18 protein-coding genes are annotated in these 14160 nt (G+C 69.9%); 11 read left to right on the forward strand and 7 right to left on the reverse strand.

What is annotated here, in order from left to right; genetic code table 11:
- The first annotated feature begins 2 nt into the window (after positions 1-2).
- From dapA to AU195_RS21675, 3 genes are all read left to right on the forward strand, one after another.
- Positions 3-905 carry a 4-hydroxy-tetrahydrodipicolinate synthase gene (dapA, locus tag AU195_RS21665; protein ID WP_059161089.1) on the forward strand — a complete coding sequence of 301 codons (903 nt, stop codon included), beginning with the start codon at positions 3-5 and terminating at the stop codon, positions 903-905.
- 4 nt (positions 906-909) lie between these two features.
- Positions 910-2586, forward strand: a complete 1677-nt coding sequence (locus tag AU195_RS21670; protein WP_059161090.1) for a ribonuclease J — start codon at positions 910-912, stop codon at positions 2584-2586.
- A gap of 117 nt (positions 2587-2703) precedes the next feature.
- Positions 2704-2982 carry a hypothetical protein gene (locus AU195_RS21675; protein WP_059161091.1) on the forward strand — a complete coding sequence of 93 codons (279 nt, stop codon included), beginning with the start codon at positions 2704-2706 and terminating at the stop codon, positions 2980-2982.
- A gap of 16 nt (positions 2983-2998) precedes the next feature.
- Here the strand turns inward: AU195_RS21675 and AU195_RS21680 are convergent, their stop codons facing one another.
- The 3 genes from AU195_RS21680 to AU195_RS21690 are packed head-to-tail and all read right to left on the reverse strand — an operon-like array spanning position 2999 to position 4474.
- The gene (locus AU195_RS21680; protein ID WP_059161092.1) at positions 2999-3283 is read right to left on the reverse strand and encodes a hypothetical protein; all 285 of its coding nucleotides are present in this window, start codon (positions 3281-3283) and stop codon (positions 2999-3001) included.
- Between the two features lie 43 nt (positions 3284-3326).
- The gene (locus AU195_RS21685) at positions 3327-4145 is read right to left on the reverse strand and encodes a mycofactocin-coupled SDR family oxidoreductase (RefSeq protein ID WP_059161093.1); all 819 of its coding nucleotides are present in this window, start codon (positions 4143-4145) and stop codon (positions 3327-3329) included.
- Positions 4146-4159: 14 nt separating this feature from the next.
- On the reverse strand, positions 4160-4474 hold the full coding sequence (locus tag AU195_RS21690; protein ID WP_059161094.1) for a putative quinol monooxygenase: 315 nt from the start codon (positions 4472-4474) through the stop codon (positions 4160-4162).
- Between the two features lie 148 nt (positions 4475-4622).
- Here AU195_RS21690 and AU195_RS21695 point away from each other — a divergent pair, with 148 nt between their 5' ends.
- Positions 4623-7181 (forward strand): DNA translocase FtsK, encoded by a 2559-nt coding sequence (locus tag AU195_RS21695; protein WP_172800675.1) that lies wholly within the window; start codon positions 4623-4625, stop codon positions 7179-7181.
- Positions 7182-7256: 75 nt separating this feature from the next.
- Here the strand turns inward: AU195_RS21695 and AU195_RS21700 are convergent, their stop codons facing one another.
- The gene (locus tag AU195_RS21700) at positions 7257-7778 is read right to left on the reverse strand and encodes an amino-acid N-acetyltransferase (protein ID WP_172800676.1); all 522 of its coding nucleotides are present in this window, start codon (positions 7776-7778) and stop codon (positions 7257-7259) included.
- A gap of 41 nt (positions 7779-7819) precedes the next feature.
- Between AU195_RS21700 and pgsA the strand changes: the two genes are divergently transcribed.
- From pgsA to pspM, 5 genes are all read left to right on the forward strand, one after another.
- Positions 7820-8425, forward strand: coding sequence for a CDP-diacylglycerol--glycerol-3-phosphate 3-phosphatidyltransferase (gene pgsA, locus AU195_RS21705; RefSeq protein WP_059161096.1), 606 nt, complete (start codon positions 7820-7822; stop codon positions 8423-8425).
- Positions 8403-8891: a CinA family protein gene (locus tag AU195_RS21710; protein ID WP_059161097.1), complete on the forward strand. Its 489-nt coding sequence runs from the start codon at positions 8403-8405 to the stop codon at positions 8889-8891. Before pgsA ends, AU195_RS21710 begins: the two co-directional genes overlap by 23 nt.
- A gap of 83 nt (positions 8892-8974) precedes the next feature.
- Positions 8975-9292 carry a transcriptional regulator ClgR gene (gene clgR / locus AU195_RS21715; protein WP_059161098.1) on the forward strand — a complete coding sequence of 106 codons (318 nt, stop codon included), beginning with the start codon at positions 8975-8977 and terminating at the stop codon, positions 9290-9292.
- Between the two features lie 98 nt (positions 9293-9390).
- A complete protein-coding gene (gene pspA, locus AU195_RS21720; RefSeq protein ID WP_059161099.1) occupies positions 9391-10209 on the forward strand; it encodes a phage shock protein PspA in 819 nt (272 codons plus the stop codon).
- Positions 10210-10269: 60 nt separating this feature from the next.
- Positions 10270-11052 carry a phage shock envelope stress response protein PspM gene (gene pspM, locus AU195_RS21725; protein WP_502687371.1) on the forward strand — a complete coding sequence of 261 codons (783 nt, stop codon included), beginning with the start codon at positions 10270-10272 and terminating at the stop codon, positions 11050-11052.
- Positions 11053-11055: 3 nt separating this feature from the next.
- Here pspM and AU195_RS21730 read toward each other — a convergent pair whose 3' ends face one another.
- Entirely contained in the window at positions 11056-11505 is a 450-nt protein-coding gene (locus tag AU195_RS21730) for a limonene-1,2-epoxide hydrolase family protein (RefSeq protein WP_059161101.1), read from the reverse strand.
- Positions 11506-11569: 64 nt separating this feature from the next.
- On the opposite strand from AU195_RS21730, the gene AU195_RS21735 reads away from it, so the two are divergent.
- Together AU195_RS21735 and AU195_RS21740 are read left to right on the forward strand one after the other, a co-directional pair.
- On the forward strand, positions 11570-12733 hold the full coding sequence (locus AU195_RS21735; protein WP_059161102.1) for a glycosyltransferase: 1164 nt from the start codon (positions 11570-11572) through the stop codon (positions 12731-12733).
- Between the two features lie 9 nt (positions 12734-12742).
- Entirely contained in the window at positions 12743-12937 is a 195-nt protein-coding gene (locus AU195_RS21740) for a DUF3046 domain-containing protein (RefSeq protein ID WP_059161103.1), read from the forward strand.
- Positions 12938-12944: 7 nt separating this feature from the next.
- Here AU195_RS21740 and AU195_RS21745 read toward each other — a convergent pair whose 3' ends face one another.
- The gene (locus tag AU195_RS21745; protein ID WP_059161104.1) at positions 12945-13427 is read right to left on the reverse strand and encodes a hypothetical protein; all 483 of its coding nucleotides are present in this window, start codon (positions 13425-13427) and stop codon (positions 12945-12947) included.
- Position 13428: 1 nt separating this feature from the next.
- Positions 13429-14160 (reverse strand): DUF6390 family protein, encoded by a 732-nt coding sequence (locus AU195_RS21750; protein ID WP_059161105.1) that lies wholly within the window; start codon positions 14158-14160, stop codon positions 13429-13431.

Raw genomic sequence — 14160 nt, forward strand, 5'->3', positions numbered from 1 at the left:
CCGTGAGTATCAGCGGATTCGACGTGACGGCCCGGTTGGGCACCGTGCTCACCGCGATGGTCACTCCGTTCAAGCCCGACGGCTCGCTCGACACGGACGCCGCCGCGCGTCTGGCGAACCGCCTCGTCGACTCCGGCTGCGACGGTCTGGTGCTGTCCGGTACCACCGGTGAGTCCCCGACCACCACCGATGACGAGAAGCTGACGCTGCTGCGCACCGTGCTCGAGGCCGTCGGCGACCGGGCCAGCATCATCGCCGGCGCGGGCACCTACGACACCGCGCACAGCGTCCACCTGGCCAAGGCGTGTGCGGCCGAGGGTGCGCACGGGCTGCTCGTCGTCACGCCGTACTACTCCCGCCCGTCGCAGAACGGGCTCCTGGCGCATTTCACCGCCGTCGCCGACGCGACCGACAAGCCGGTCGTGCTGTACGACATCCCGCCGCGCTCAATCGTCCCGATCGCCTGGGACACCATCCGGACGCTCGCCGAGCACCCGAACATCGTGGCGATCAAGGACGCCAAGGGTGACCTGCACGGCGGCGCACAGATCATCGCCGAGACCGGTCTGGCGTACTACAGCGGCGACGACGCGCTGAATCTGCCCTGGCTGGCCATGGGCGCCGTCGGGTTCATCAGCGTGTGGGGGCACTTCGCGGCCGGTCAGCTGCGAGAGATGTTGTCGGCGTTCAACTCCGGGGATGTGGCCACCGCCCGCAAGATCAGCGTCGTGCTCGGCCGGCTGAGCGACGCGCAGGCGCGTCTGGGTGGCGTCACGATGTCGAAGGCCGGTCTCGGGTTGCTGGGCTTCGACGTCGGGCAACCGCGGCTGCCGCAGATCCCGCCCACAGTCGACGAACTCGCCGCGCTGGCCGAGGACATGCGCGCCGCGGCGGTGCTGCGGTGACGCCGTGAACAGCGATCTGATCGCACCCGGCCCGCTCGCGGTCGGCGGCTTGCGGGTGACCGCTCTCGGCGGGATCAGCGAGATCGGTCGCAACATGACCGTCTTCGAACACCTCGGCCGGCTGCTCATCATCGACTGCGGCGTGCTGTTCCCCGGCCACGACGAACCCGGCGTGGACCTGATCCTGCCGGACCTGCGCCACATCGAGGACCGCCTCGACGACGTCGAGGCGCTGGTGCTCACCCATGCGCACGAAGACCACATCGGCGCCGTGCCGTTCCTGCTCAAACTGCGCCCCGACATCCCCGTCGTCGGATCGCAGTTCACCCTCGCGCTGGTCCGCGAGAAGTGCCGCGAACACCGGATCAAACCGCATTTCGTCGAGGTCGCCGAAGGCCGGCGCAGCACCCACGGCGTCTTCGAGTGCCAGTACTTCGCGGTCAACCACTCGGTGCCGGGCTGCCTGGCCGTCGCGCTGCACACCGGCGCAGGCACGGTGCTGCACACCGGTGACATCAAACTCGACCAGCTCCCGCTCGACGGGCGGCCCACCGACCTGCCGGGGATGTCACGCCTCGGCGACGCCGGGGTCGACCTGTTCCTGTGTGATTCGACCAACGCCGACCGCCCCGGGGTCGGACCGTCGGAGAGCGAGATCGGCCCGACCCTGCACCGGCTGATCCGCGGCGCCGACGGCCGCGTGATCGTGGCGTGCTTCGCCTCCAACGTCGACCGCGTGCAGCAGATCATCGACGCGGCGGTGGCGCTGGGTCGGCGGGTCTCGTTCGTGGGCCGGTCGATGGTCCGCAACATGGGCATCGCCCGCGACCTGGGTTATCTCAAGGTCGACGACGGCGATCTGCTCGACATCGGCGCCGCCGAGATGATGCCCGCGGAGAAGGTCGTGTTGATCACCACCGGAACGCAGGGCGAACCCATGTCGGCGCTGTCGCGGATGTCGCGCGGTGAGCACCGCAGCATCACGCTGACCGCAGGCGATCTGATCATCCTGTCCTCGTCGCTGATTCCCGGCAACGAGGAGGCCGTCTACGGCGTCATCGACTCGCTGTCCAAGATCGGCGCCAGGGTGGTCACGAATGCCCATGCGCGCGTGCATGTCTCGGGTCACGCCTACGCCGGTGAGCTGCTCTTCCTCTACAACGGTGTCAAACCGCGCAATGTGATGCCTGTGCACGGGACCTGGCGGCACCTGCGCGCCAACGCCGCGCTGGCCGCCCGCACCGGGGTCCCGCCCGAGTCGATCGTGTTGGCGGAGAACGGCGTCAGTGTCGATCTGGTGGCCGGGAAGGCGAGCATCGCCGGTGCGGTCGGTGTCGGGAAGATGTTCGTCGACGGGTTGGTCACCGGTGACGTCGGCGAGACCACGCTGGGCGAGCGCCTCGTCCTGTCTTCGGGTTTCGTCGCGGTCACGGTCGTCGTGCACCGGGGGACGGGCCGGCCGGCAGGGCCGGCACACCTGATGGCGCGCGGGTTCTCCGAGGATCCGAAGGCGCTCGAACCGGCCGCGCGCAAGGTCGAGGACGAGCTGGAGAGGCTCGCCGCCGACACGGTCACCGAGCCGGCCAGGATCGCCCAGGCGGTGCGACGCACCGTCGGCAAATGGGTGGGCGAGACGTACCGCCGTCAGCCGATGATCGTGCCGACGGTCATCGAGATCTGACCCCGGTCAGCGAGATTTCACCCGTTCGGACGAGGTTCTCGGGGCCTGCGGATGGTTTGGTGAGACCACAGCGTCAATAACCGATCGCTGGTCGATGCGTTGAGCGAGAGGACCGCCATGAATGCTCACCAACTCATCCATCCCTGGCAGCGTGCGACCACGAATGCCGGCGCGCACCGGCGCACAGCGGTGGTCGTGACGGTCGACGCGCCCACCGCGGCGCAGCCGTCGGTGCACTGGTGGACCGCCCCGACCGGGCGGTTCGTCGCCGCCGCGCACCACGTGTTCACGCTTCCGCAGCCGCACACGCTCCCGGACAACAGGTCGCACTACTACCCGTCGCGGTGCGTGTACCTGGAGAGTTCAGAGTTGGCCCGCATGATGGATCACCTCTGATCCAAAGGTCGTCAGCTCACACCGGTCGGCCGGTCGGCGCCGTGCAGGTGAACCCGGACCCGTCGCGCTGGGGCACGTACGCCCCGCCGGCCACGTCGCAGCATGTGCGGTAGGCGGTGTGCATCGCCGGGGTGTCCATCCGGCCGTTCGGCGTGAAGTCGCCGCCGACGAACGCGTACTTCAACTGCTCGGTGCAGACGACGTAGGCGTTGATGTCCCATCCCGCCGGCTCGGCGGACGCGACGGCGGGACCCCCGATGGACGCGGCGATCGCGAAGACCCCGGCGATGAACGGCTTCATGACACCAAGCGTCGTTGTTGTAACGCGATAACGCAAGCGTCCGTCAGCGCTTGTTGACGAAACCCGCGTCCACCGGGAGCGTGACGCCCGTGATGTAGCGCGCCTCGTCGGACGCCAGGAAGGCGACGGCGGCGGCGATGTCCTCGACGTCGAGTGTCTGGACCGGCAGCGCGTTCGTCATGCTGGGCGCGCCCTGCGTCTCCTGCGCCAGGCCCTCGAGCCAGCTGCGGGTGAACTCGTTGTCGATCATCGGTGTGTTCACCCCGGCGGGATGTACCGAGTTCACCCGGATGCTGTGCGTGGCAAGGATGTTCGCGTACACGCGCATGATGCCCACGATGCCGTGCTTGGCGGCGGCGTAGCCGATCGAGCCGGCCATCGGCGATGCCAGACCGACGAGGCCGGCCACCGAACTGGTCAACACGATCGAGCCGCCGTTACCCGCCTTGATCATCGGCCGCATCGCGACGTCGACGGTGTGGAAGACCCCGGTCAGGTTGACGTCGATGACGTCCTGCCAGGCGTCCTCGCCGGCCATCGGGGCGATCCCGGCGTTGGCGACGACGACGTCGAGTCGGCCGCCGAGGCGCTCCACACCGTCGATCAGCGCGGTCTTGAGCGCCGCGCGGTCCCGGACGTCGGCCTGCGAGGCGACGATGCGGGCGCCGGTGTCCTCGACGAGCTTGACCGTGGCCGCCAAATCGTCGGGGGTGGCCAGGGGATAGGGCACCGAGGCGATCTGGTCGCAGAGGTCGACGGCGATGATGTCGGCGCCGTCGGATGCGAGGCGGACCGCATGGGCGCGGCCCTGACCGCGCGCCGCCCCGGTGATGAAGGCGACCTTGCCCTCGAGTGGACGCATTGCTGTCACTCCGATCAGGGCCGCAGTTGACCCTTGGCCGGATCGCCCGCCGGGATCGGCTCGAGCATCTTGATGTCGGGGGCGCCGTCGAGGTGTTCGCCGACCTCAGCGAACAGCGTGGTGACGCCCGGTGCGGTGCTGTGCGCCTTGAGCGCCTCCGCGTCGGCCCACTGCTCGACGAAGACGAAGGTGCCATTGGCCTCGTGCAGTGAGTAGAGGTCGCAACCCGGCTCGCCGTGCACCGTCTCGATGGCTTTTCTGCAGGCCTCGCGCACGGTGTCGACGGACTCGGGTTTGGCGGTCATGGTGGCGACGACGACGACGGGCATGGGTGGGTGAACTCCTCGATGAGTGACGGGCCAGACCGGACAGGTGTCCAGCCTACTCATGGCGACGCGGCTGAGACGCAGGTGAAACCATTCTGTGACCCGTGTGGCTGATGGTGATTGTGGGGCTATTGCGACTAGGCTGGCACCCATGGCTGGTAAGACCGTCGCCCGCTCCGGCGCCCGTACGAGCAGGTCAAAGGCTGGAACGCGGAGTGGCGCCCGGCCGGGGCGGCCCACGAAACCCGCACCCCGGCGCAAACCCGCGCCGCGGCGCCATCCGTCACCCGTCGGCGCGGCGGGCGCCGCGGTCGGCCGGGGAGCGCGTGCCGGGTGGTTGATGCTGGCGCGGGGGGCGGGCAGCACGGCGCGTTCGGTCGGCCGGGCCCGCGAGATCGAACCCGGACACCGCCGCGACGGGATCGCCCTCGCGCTGCTGGGGATCGCGGTGGTGGTGGCCGCCGGATCGTGGTTCGACGCCGCCCGTCCCGTCGGTCAGTGGATCGACACGGTGCTGCGCACACTCGTCGGTGATGCGGTGGTGCTCGTTCCCGTCGTGCTCGCCGCCGTCGCCGTCGTGCTGATGCGCAGCGAACCCGACCCCGGGGCCCGTCCGCGCCTGATCCTGGGCACGGCGATGATCACGCTGCCCGCGCTGGGACTCTGGCACCTGTGGTCGGGCTCCCCGCAGGCCCCGGGGGAGCGGCAGCACGCCGCCGGCTTCATCGGCTTCGCCATCGGCGGTCCGCTCGCCGACGGGCTCACCGCCTGGATCGCCGCACCGCTGCTGTTCATCGGGGTGCTGTTCGGCCTGCTCCTGGTCACCGGAACGACGATCAGGGAAGTGCCGGAGACGGTACGGGCGATGTTCTCCACGCGCGGATACAGCGACGAGGACTACGACGAATACGACGAATACGACTACGACGACGAGTACGACGACGCCGATGCTGATGCGGCCGATGACTTCTCGGACGGTTACTACGACGATCCGGCGACCTCGCGCGACGAGCAGCTCTGGCCGTCGGGTTCGCCGATGGACAACTATCCGCTCGACCCGCAGGACGCCGACGCGCCCACGCTGCCCGAGGTTCCCGCCGCGCCCGCCGCGCCCGCGGCCGAGGCCAAGCCCAAGCGCAAGAAGGCGCCCGTCGAGAAGAAGCCGGTCGACGAGCAGGAGACCCTGTCGCTCGACCGTGTCGTCGAAGGGCCGTACACACTGCCGTCGCTGGACCTACTGGTCGCCGGGGATCCGCCGAAGCTGCGCAGTTCGGCCAACGACCGCATGATCGAGGCGATCAACTCGGTGCTGCAGCAGTTCAAGGTCGACGCCGCGGTCACCGGCTGCACTCGTGGGCCCACGGTCACCCGCTACGAGGTCGAACTCGGGCCCGGTGTGAAGGTCGAGAAGATCACCGCGCTGCAGCGCAACATCGCCTACGCGGTGGCCACCGAGAGCGTCCGCATGCTGGCGCCCATCCCCGGGAAATCGGCCGTCGGCATCGAGGTGCCCAACACCGACCGCGAGATGGTGCGTCTCGCCGACGTGCTCACCGCACCGTCGACCCGCCGCGACCACCACCCGTTGGTGATCGGGCTGGGCAAGGACATCGAGGGTGACTTCATCTCCGCCAACCTGGCCAAGATGCCGCACCTGCTGGTCGCCGGCTCGACGGGTTCGGGTAAGTCGAGCTTCGTCAACTCGATGCTGGTGTCGCTGCTGGCGCGGGCCACACCGGACGAGGTCCGGATGATCCTGATCGACCCGAAGATGGTGGAACTGACGCCGTACGAGGGCATCCCGCACCTGATCACCCCGATCATCACCGAACCGAAGAAGGCCGCCGCCGCGCTGGCCTGGCTCGTCGAGGAGATGGAGCAGCGCTACCAGGACATGCAGGCCTCGCGGGTGCGTCACATCGACGTCTTCAACGAGAAGGTGCGGTCGGGCGAGATCACCGCGCCGCTGGGCAGCGAGCGGGTCTACAAGCCGTACCCCTATATCCTCGCGATCGTCGACGAGCTCGCCGACCTGATGATGACCGCCCCGCGCGACGTCGAGGACGCGATCGTGCGGATCACCCAGAAGGCCCGCGCGGCCGGCATCCACCTGGTGCTGGCCACCCAGCGGCCGTCGGTCGACGTCGTCACCGGTCTGATCAAGACCAACGTGCCGTCCCGGCTGGCGTTCGCCACCTCGTCGCTGACCGACAGCCGCGTCATCCTGGACCAGCCGGGTGCGGAGAAGCTGATCGGTATGGGCGACGGGCTGTTCCTGCCGATGGGCGCCGGCAAGCCGATCCGCCTGCAGGGTGCGTTCATCACCGACGAGGAGATCCAGGGCGTCGTCTCGGCGACCAAGGACCAGGCCGAGCCCGAGTTCATCGAGGGTGTCACCGCCGCCAAGGCCGGCGAGCGCAAGGACGTCGACCCCGACATCGGCGACGACATGGACGTGTTCCTGCAGGCCGTCGAGCTCGTGGTGTCGTCGCAGTTCGGCTCCACGTCGATGCTGCAGCGCAAGCTGCGGGTCGGCTTCGCCAAGGCGGGCCGCCTGATGGACCTCATGGAGACCCGCGGGATCGTGGGCCCCTCGGAGGGCTCCAAGGCGCGCGAGGTGCTGGTCAAACCCGACGAGCTGGCGGGCACGCTGGCGCTGATCCGCGGCGGGGCGGATGCGAACGGGGCGGACGCCGCGGACGACTTCTGACGCCGAGATCGACGAAATGGCGGCGGCCACTCGCACTTTGGCGCCCATGTGTTCGTTTCGGCGGAAGCCGACGCGCTAGAGGGTGAGCAGCATTCGGGTGTTGCCCAGGATGTTGGGCTTCACATACGACAGGTCGAGGAACTCCGCGACGCCGGTGTCGTAGGAGCGGCACATCTCCTCGTACACCTCCGCGGTGACCGGTGTGCCGTCGATCTCGGCGAAGCCGTGGCGGGCGAAGAACTCCACCTCGAAGGTGAGCACGAAGATCCGCTCCAGACGCAGTTCGCGCGCCACGTCGAGCAGTCGCTCGACGATGAGATGCCCGACCCCGCGGCCCCGGACCTTCGGGTGCACCGCCACCGTGCGCACCTCGCCGAGGTCGGCCCACAGCACGTGCAGGGCGCCGCAGCCGATCAGTTCGTCGCCCAGTTCGGCGACCCAGAACTCCTGCACCGCCTCGTAGATGTTGACGAGGTTCTTCTCGAGCAGGATCCTGCCGGCATAGATGTCGACGAGCCCCTTGATCGCCGGGACGTCGGAGGTGCGCGCCCGGCGCACGACGACCTCGTCGGCCGGGTTCTGGTCGGCTGCGCTCACGCTGCGACAATATCGCCAGAGGCAACCGATATTCTGTTGCGGTGTCGGGCCCGTCTCCTACTGATCCGGTGGTGCCGCGCGCCCGAGTGGCGAACATCGCCAATGTGCTGACCGGCGTGCGCTTCCTCCTCGTACCGGTGTTCCTCGCCGCGCTGTTCGTCGGCGACGGCCACGAAACGTACTGGCGCGTGGTCGCTTTCGTGGTGTTCGCGGTGGCGGTGATCACGGACCGCTTCGACGGTGCGCTGGCCCGCAGCTACGGCATGGTCACCGAATTCGGCACGCTCGCCGACCCGATCGCCGACAAGGCGCTGATCGGCGCCGCGCTGATCGGGCTGTCGGTGCTGGGGGACCTGCCGTGGTGGGTGACCGTCGTCATCCTCGCCCGCGAACTCGGGGTCACGGTGCTGCGTTTCGCGGTGCTGCGCCACGGGGTGATCCCGGCCAGCCGCGGCGGCAAGCTCAAGACGCTCGTGCAGGCGGTCGCGATCGGGCTGTTCGTGCTGCCCCTGGCTGCCTGGCCCGGGCCGTGGCTCGCGGTGGCCTGGGTGATCATGGTGGCCGCGGTCGTGCTGACCCTGCTCACCGGGCTGGACTACGTGGTGTCGGCGATCCGGGACTCCCGTGAACGACCCGCTGCTCACTGACGATGCCCGCGCACTGGTCGCCGACCTGACCGTGCGCCATCAGAGCGTCGCGACCGCCGAGTCGCTGACCGCCGGTCTGCTCAGCGCGACGCTGGCCGGTGTCCCCGGCTCCAGTGCGGTGCTCCGCGGCGGTCTGGTCACCTACGTCGAGGACACCAAGATCTCCCTCGCCGGGGTGGCCCCCCAGGTCCTCGACGCCGTCGGACCCGTCGCCGCCCCGACCGCGCGGGCGCTCGCGGTCGGCGCACGGCAGCGGTGCGGGGCCACCTGGGGCGTGGGGCTGACCGGGGTGGCCGGACCGGAACCGCACGGTGGCCATCCTGTGGGCACCGTATTCCTGGGCCTGGCCGGACCGGTCGACACCGAGGTGGTCGAACTGCGGCTGAGCGGTTCGCGCTGGGACATCCGCAAGGCGGCGGTCGACGAAGCGATCACCCACCTGCGCGCGCTCGTCGAAGCCCAGTGATCTGAAACTCTTCCCCGGCTGGGAACCGCGTCGCCGTCCGCCGCGTTGTGCAGGTAGCAACCCAGCCGACGAAGGAGGGCACGATGGCGGCATTGTTGCGCGAGGTGATCGGCGACGTGCTGCGCCGCGCCCGCACGTCGCAGGGCCGCACCCTGCGGGAAGTCTCCGACACCGCCCGGGTCAGCCTGGGCTACCTCTCCGAGGTCGAACGCGGTCGCAAGGAAGCGTCGAGCGAACTGCTCAGCGCGATCTGCGGGGCGCTCGAGGTACCGCTGTCGCGGGTGCTCTCCGATGCGGGCGAGGAACTGGCACATCAGGAACTGGCCGCCGCGCGTGGCCCGAACATCGACGTGACGACGAAGGTCGTGATTCCGCAGGCCGTGTCGATGGCGGTGGCCTGACACGTCCCCCATATGCCGACGGGGCTGTGGCGCCGTGCGCAGAACCGATAAGTTGGCACCAGAACACAGTCGACAAGACCCGAAGGCGGAGTGAAGCGATGGCCAACCCGTTCGTCAAGGCGTGGAAATATGTGATGGCGCTGTTCAGCTCGAAGGTCGACGAGTACGCCGATCCGAAGGTGCAGATCCAGCAGGCCATCGAGGAGGCGCAGCGCCAGCACCAGGCACTGACCCAGCAGGCCGCCCAGGTCATCGGCAACCAGCGCCAGCTGGAGATGCGGTTGAACCGCCAACTCGCCGACATCGAGAAGCTGCAGGTCAACGTGCGCCAGGCGCTGACGCTGGCTGATCAGGCGGTCGCGAACGGCGACACCGCCAAGGCCACCGAGTACAACAACGCCGCCGAGGCGTTCGCCGCCCAGCTGGTGACCGCCGAGCAGAGCGTCGAGGACCTCAAGACGCTGCACGACCAGGCGCTGCAGGCCGCCGGCCAGGCCAAGAAGGCCGTCGAGCAGAACGCGATGATGCTGCAACAGAAGATCGCCGAGCGCACCAAGCTGCTCAGCCAGCTCGAGCAGGCCAAGATGCAGGAGCAGGTCAGCTCCTCGCTGCGGTCCATGAGCGAGCTGGCGGCCCCGGGCACCACGCCGAGCCTCGACGAGGTGCGTCAGAAGATCGAGCGGCGCTACGCCAACGCGATGGGCGAGGCCGAGCTCGCACAGAACTCCGTGCAGGGCCGCATGCTCGAGGTCCAGCAGGCCAGCGTGCAGATGGCCGGCCACTCGCGGCTGGAACAGATCCGCGCGTCGATGCGCGGCGAGGCCCTGCCGTCCGGTGGCGCCACCCCGGCGGCCAACCCGGCCACCCCGGCCGCCAACCCGGCTCAGCCGACGCCGGAAAACCCGTTGTCACAGTAGTTCTCGCGAGGTGAGGCAGTGAAGACGCAGACCAGACAGGCCCCGACGGCGTGGCGCTCGATGCTGCAGCGCGGGGTGGACACCGCTGCCGAACTGTCCGACGTCGTGGCCGACAGACTGCACGCCGCCGCCGACCCGCGGGCCAAGCTGCTGCGTAAGCGGCGCTGGGCGTTGCGGTTCGGGCTGTTCTTCACGGTGACCAGCGTGTTCTGGATCCTGGTCACCGCCGTGCTGGCCGCATGGAGCACGCCGTTCTGGGTCTTCATCATCACCGGGGCTATCGCGGCCGGCGCCATGTTCCCCGCCACGCTGCTGCTGCTGCGTTACCGCTGGTTGCGCGCCGAACCGCTGCCGCCCGCCCGCGTACGCGGGTCGCGCCGGCTACCGCCGTACAACTCGGCCGCGCGGGCGCCGATGGCCGCGCTGACGTCCGCCGAGCGGGGGTTGTTCTCCTTGCTCGGGGTGATGGAGCGGGGCCGGATGCTGCCGCAGGACGAACTGCGGGAGCTGACGACGGCGGCCCGGCAGAGTGCGGCGACCATGGCCGCCACCGCGGCCGAGGTGGTCTCGATGGAACGCGCCATGGCCTCGGCGCCGCAGTCGCGCGCCCATCTGCAGTCGACGGTGTGGGCGTTCGCCGCCCAGATGGATCAGGGTGTGCGGCAGTACCACGAGATGGTCGACGCCGCAGCGCAACTCGTCTCGGCGGCCAACAACGGCCCGATGTCGAGTTCGCCGATGCATGGCCGGCGCTACCGCGACGAACTGGTCAACGCCACCGACCGGCTGCAGGGCTGGGCGCAGGCGTTCGACGAACTGGGCCACCTACGCCGTGGCGCCTGACCCCTAGAGGGTGGTGCGCAGCGCCGGGAACGGCACGGCCAGCAGACCGCGGACGGCCGCCCCCAGGAAGCCCAGCTTGTCGAAGTAGTCCCGCCAGAGCGTGATCTGCCCCGCGTGCACCTCGAAGACGCCGCAGACCCAGAACTGCACCCGCACCGGTCCGAACACCAGGACGTCGGTGCGTTCGGTGAGCACCGTGTCACCTTCGGCGGCGATGCGGTGGAATTTGACGCCGAACTGCATCCGTCCCTGCCCGCTGCGGAAAAGCTTGCTGATGCGCTGGCGACCGCGGATGGTGGGGAACCCGACGTTCTGCCAGGCGATGTGGTCGGCCATCAGCGATTCGGCGGTGTCGAAATCGTCGTCCTGCAGCGCGAAGAGGAAGTTCTCGACCGTGCGCGCGTTGGTCGTGCTCTGCAGGGCCGAGGTGGAGCCGTTGCTCGATTCGGTCATGGTGGCCAGGGTAGTCCGTCCCCTGCGTGCTTCCCCAGCGAAATCGTTGTGGCAGGGTGGGCGGGTGCGTGTCGCCGTCGTCGCGGGTCCCGACCCTGGTCACGCGTTTCCCGCCATCGCGTTGTGCCGCAAGTTCGCGGCGGCCGGTGACGAGCCGACGCTGCTCACCGGGGTCGAGTGGCTCGACACCGCGCGGGCTGCGGGACTGGCGGCCGAGGAACTGCTCGGGCTGGATCCGACCACGGTGGACGACGATTCCGACGCCGGCGCCAAGATCCATCAGCGGGCCGCGCGGATGGCGGTGCTCAACGTCCCGGTGATCGAGGCGCTCGCGCCGGACCTCGTGGTGTCCGACGTGATCACCGCTTGTGGAGGCCTGGCCGCGGAGCTGCTCGGCCTGCCCTGGGTCGAACTGAACCCGCACCCCCTCTACCGTCCGTCGAAGGGGCTGCCTCCACTGGGCAGCGGACTCGCCCCCGGGGTGGGGCTGCGCGGCCGGTTACGCGACACCGTGATGCGGGCGCTGACCGCGCGATCGTGGCGGGAGGGGTTGCGGCAGCGCGCCGAGGCGCGGGCCGGTATCGGCCTGCCCGCCGACGATCCCGGCCCGCTGCGACGGCTGATCGCCACGCTGCCCGCGCTCGAGGTGCCCCGCCCGGACTGGCCTGCCGAGGCGGTGCTGGTGGGTCCGTTGCATTTCGAGCCGACCTCGCAGGTGTTGGCGGTGCCGCCCGGTGACGGTCCGGTGGTGCTGGTCGCGCCGTCGACGGCGAGTACGGGAGAGCGGGGCGTCGCCGAGGTCGCGTTGGAGGCGCTGACACCTGGGGAGGTCCTGCCCGCCGGTGCGCGGGTCGTGGTCTCCCGCCTGTCGGGGCCCGACGGCGCGGTGCCACCCTGGGCGGTCGTCGGGCTGGGCCGGCAGGACGAGCTGCTCACCCACGCCGACGTGGTGATCTGCGGCGGCGGCCATGGCATGGTGGCCAAGACGCTGCTGGCCGGGGTGCCGATGGTGGTGGTGCCGGGCGGCGGTGATCAGTGGGAGATCGCCAATCGGGTTGTGCGTCAAGGCAGTGCGCGGCTGGTCCGGCCGCTGAGCGCGGACGCGCTGGCGACGGCGGTGCGCGGGGTTCTCGACGATCCGGGCTACCGGGCGGCGGCCCGGTCGGCGGCGGCGACCGCGGGCCAGGTCACCGATCCGGTCCGCGTGTGTCACGGCGCGCTCGCGTAATTTGGTGTCGTGCGACTGACGGAATTCCGCGAACTCGTCGACGGCCAGTTCGGCACCATCCGTGGCCGATCGCTGCTCGTCGACCACGTGCTGAGTGGACTCGGCGGGCGCACCGCGGCCCAGGCCATCGAGGACGGCGTCGAACCGCGCGACGTGTGGCGGGCGCTGTGCGCCGACTTCGACGTCCCGCGTGACCAGTGGTGACAACCGGTCAGATCTTGTCCTCGCCCCGCCCGGTGCCGGTGGAGTGCGCCGGGCCGACCGCGTCGTCGTCCCGGTCGGACTCGGGCATGCCGGCCGCGGGTTGTTCGTCGGCCGGGGAGGACGTCGCTCCGCCGGGCGTGGCGTGCGGTGACGGGTCCTTGTACTCGGTGTCCGTCCCTGGTTTCACCGCGCCGCCCGTGCGCGCGTCGCCGCCGTCGGTGCCGGTGTCCGGTTTCGCCGTCTCCTGGCGGCCCTCGTACGGCGGAACGGCGGGTTTCGCGTCCGACGGCGCCGCCTCGGTCTTCTCGCCGCCGGTCTGACCGGGCCTGCCCTCCTCGGCGTAGGCGGGCACCGTTTCGTCGCCGCGCAATGTGCCCGACGGCCGGTCGGCCGGACCGCCCGACGGCGTGTCCGAACCGGTGTCCCGCGAGCCCGGCGCACCGCGCTGTTCCTGCGATTCCTCGGACAGGTGTTCGTTCGAGGTGCTCATCTCAACTCCTCTCGAGGGTGCGAACGTCGTTGACGAGATCGAGGGTCGCCTGCGTCGCGGCGGTCAGCGCGGCGACGTCGTCGTCGGTCAGGGTGCCGCAGGCCCAGTCCCAGTGCGCGGCGACGCGGTCACCGGGCCGTGGTGCGGATATCAGCGAATCGCCGTCTCGGCGCCAGCGCACGTGTTCGCCGGTGGCGGCGCCGAGGGCCAGTGTGGCTCCGTCGAGCGTCAACGGGCGCGACACCAGTGCGGCATGGTCATCGCTCACCGATTCGACTGTGCCCCATCGGATTCGGCAGTTCTGCAGGATGTGCAGCGGAGTCGCCGGGTCACGGTCGAGGAAGCGGATCCACGGATAGACGACGAACACGTGGAAGCTGTGATGGCATCTGACGTGACCGGTGGCGGGCACCGCGTCGAGCAGACCGGTGACCTGTCCGCGGAATGCGCGCCGCAGCGCCGTCAGGAGTCGGCCGGGGTCGACCGCGTCCAACAGCGCGCCACCGATCCAGTAGTCGTGCACGACGTCACCGTCGAGGATATCGGTGCCTGCGGCGGCGGCGAGCGCCGCCAGATACGGCCAGGCGCCGTCGAATTCGCCGGCCCGGGCCCCCAGGTCGGCGCCTGCCTGAGGTGCCGTGAGGCCCACGGGGCCGCAGTACCCGAGTTCGTTGGGCGGGTAGGCGTACTGCGCGAACAGGGTGTGGCCGTCGTGCCGGGTTCGAAGGGGCAT

It is taken from the genome of Mycobacterium sp. IS-1496, from assembly GCF_001499995.1.
Lineage (GTDB): Bacteria > Actinomycetota > Actinomycetes > Mycobacteriales > Mycobacteriaceae > Mycobacterium.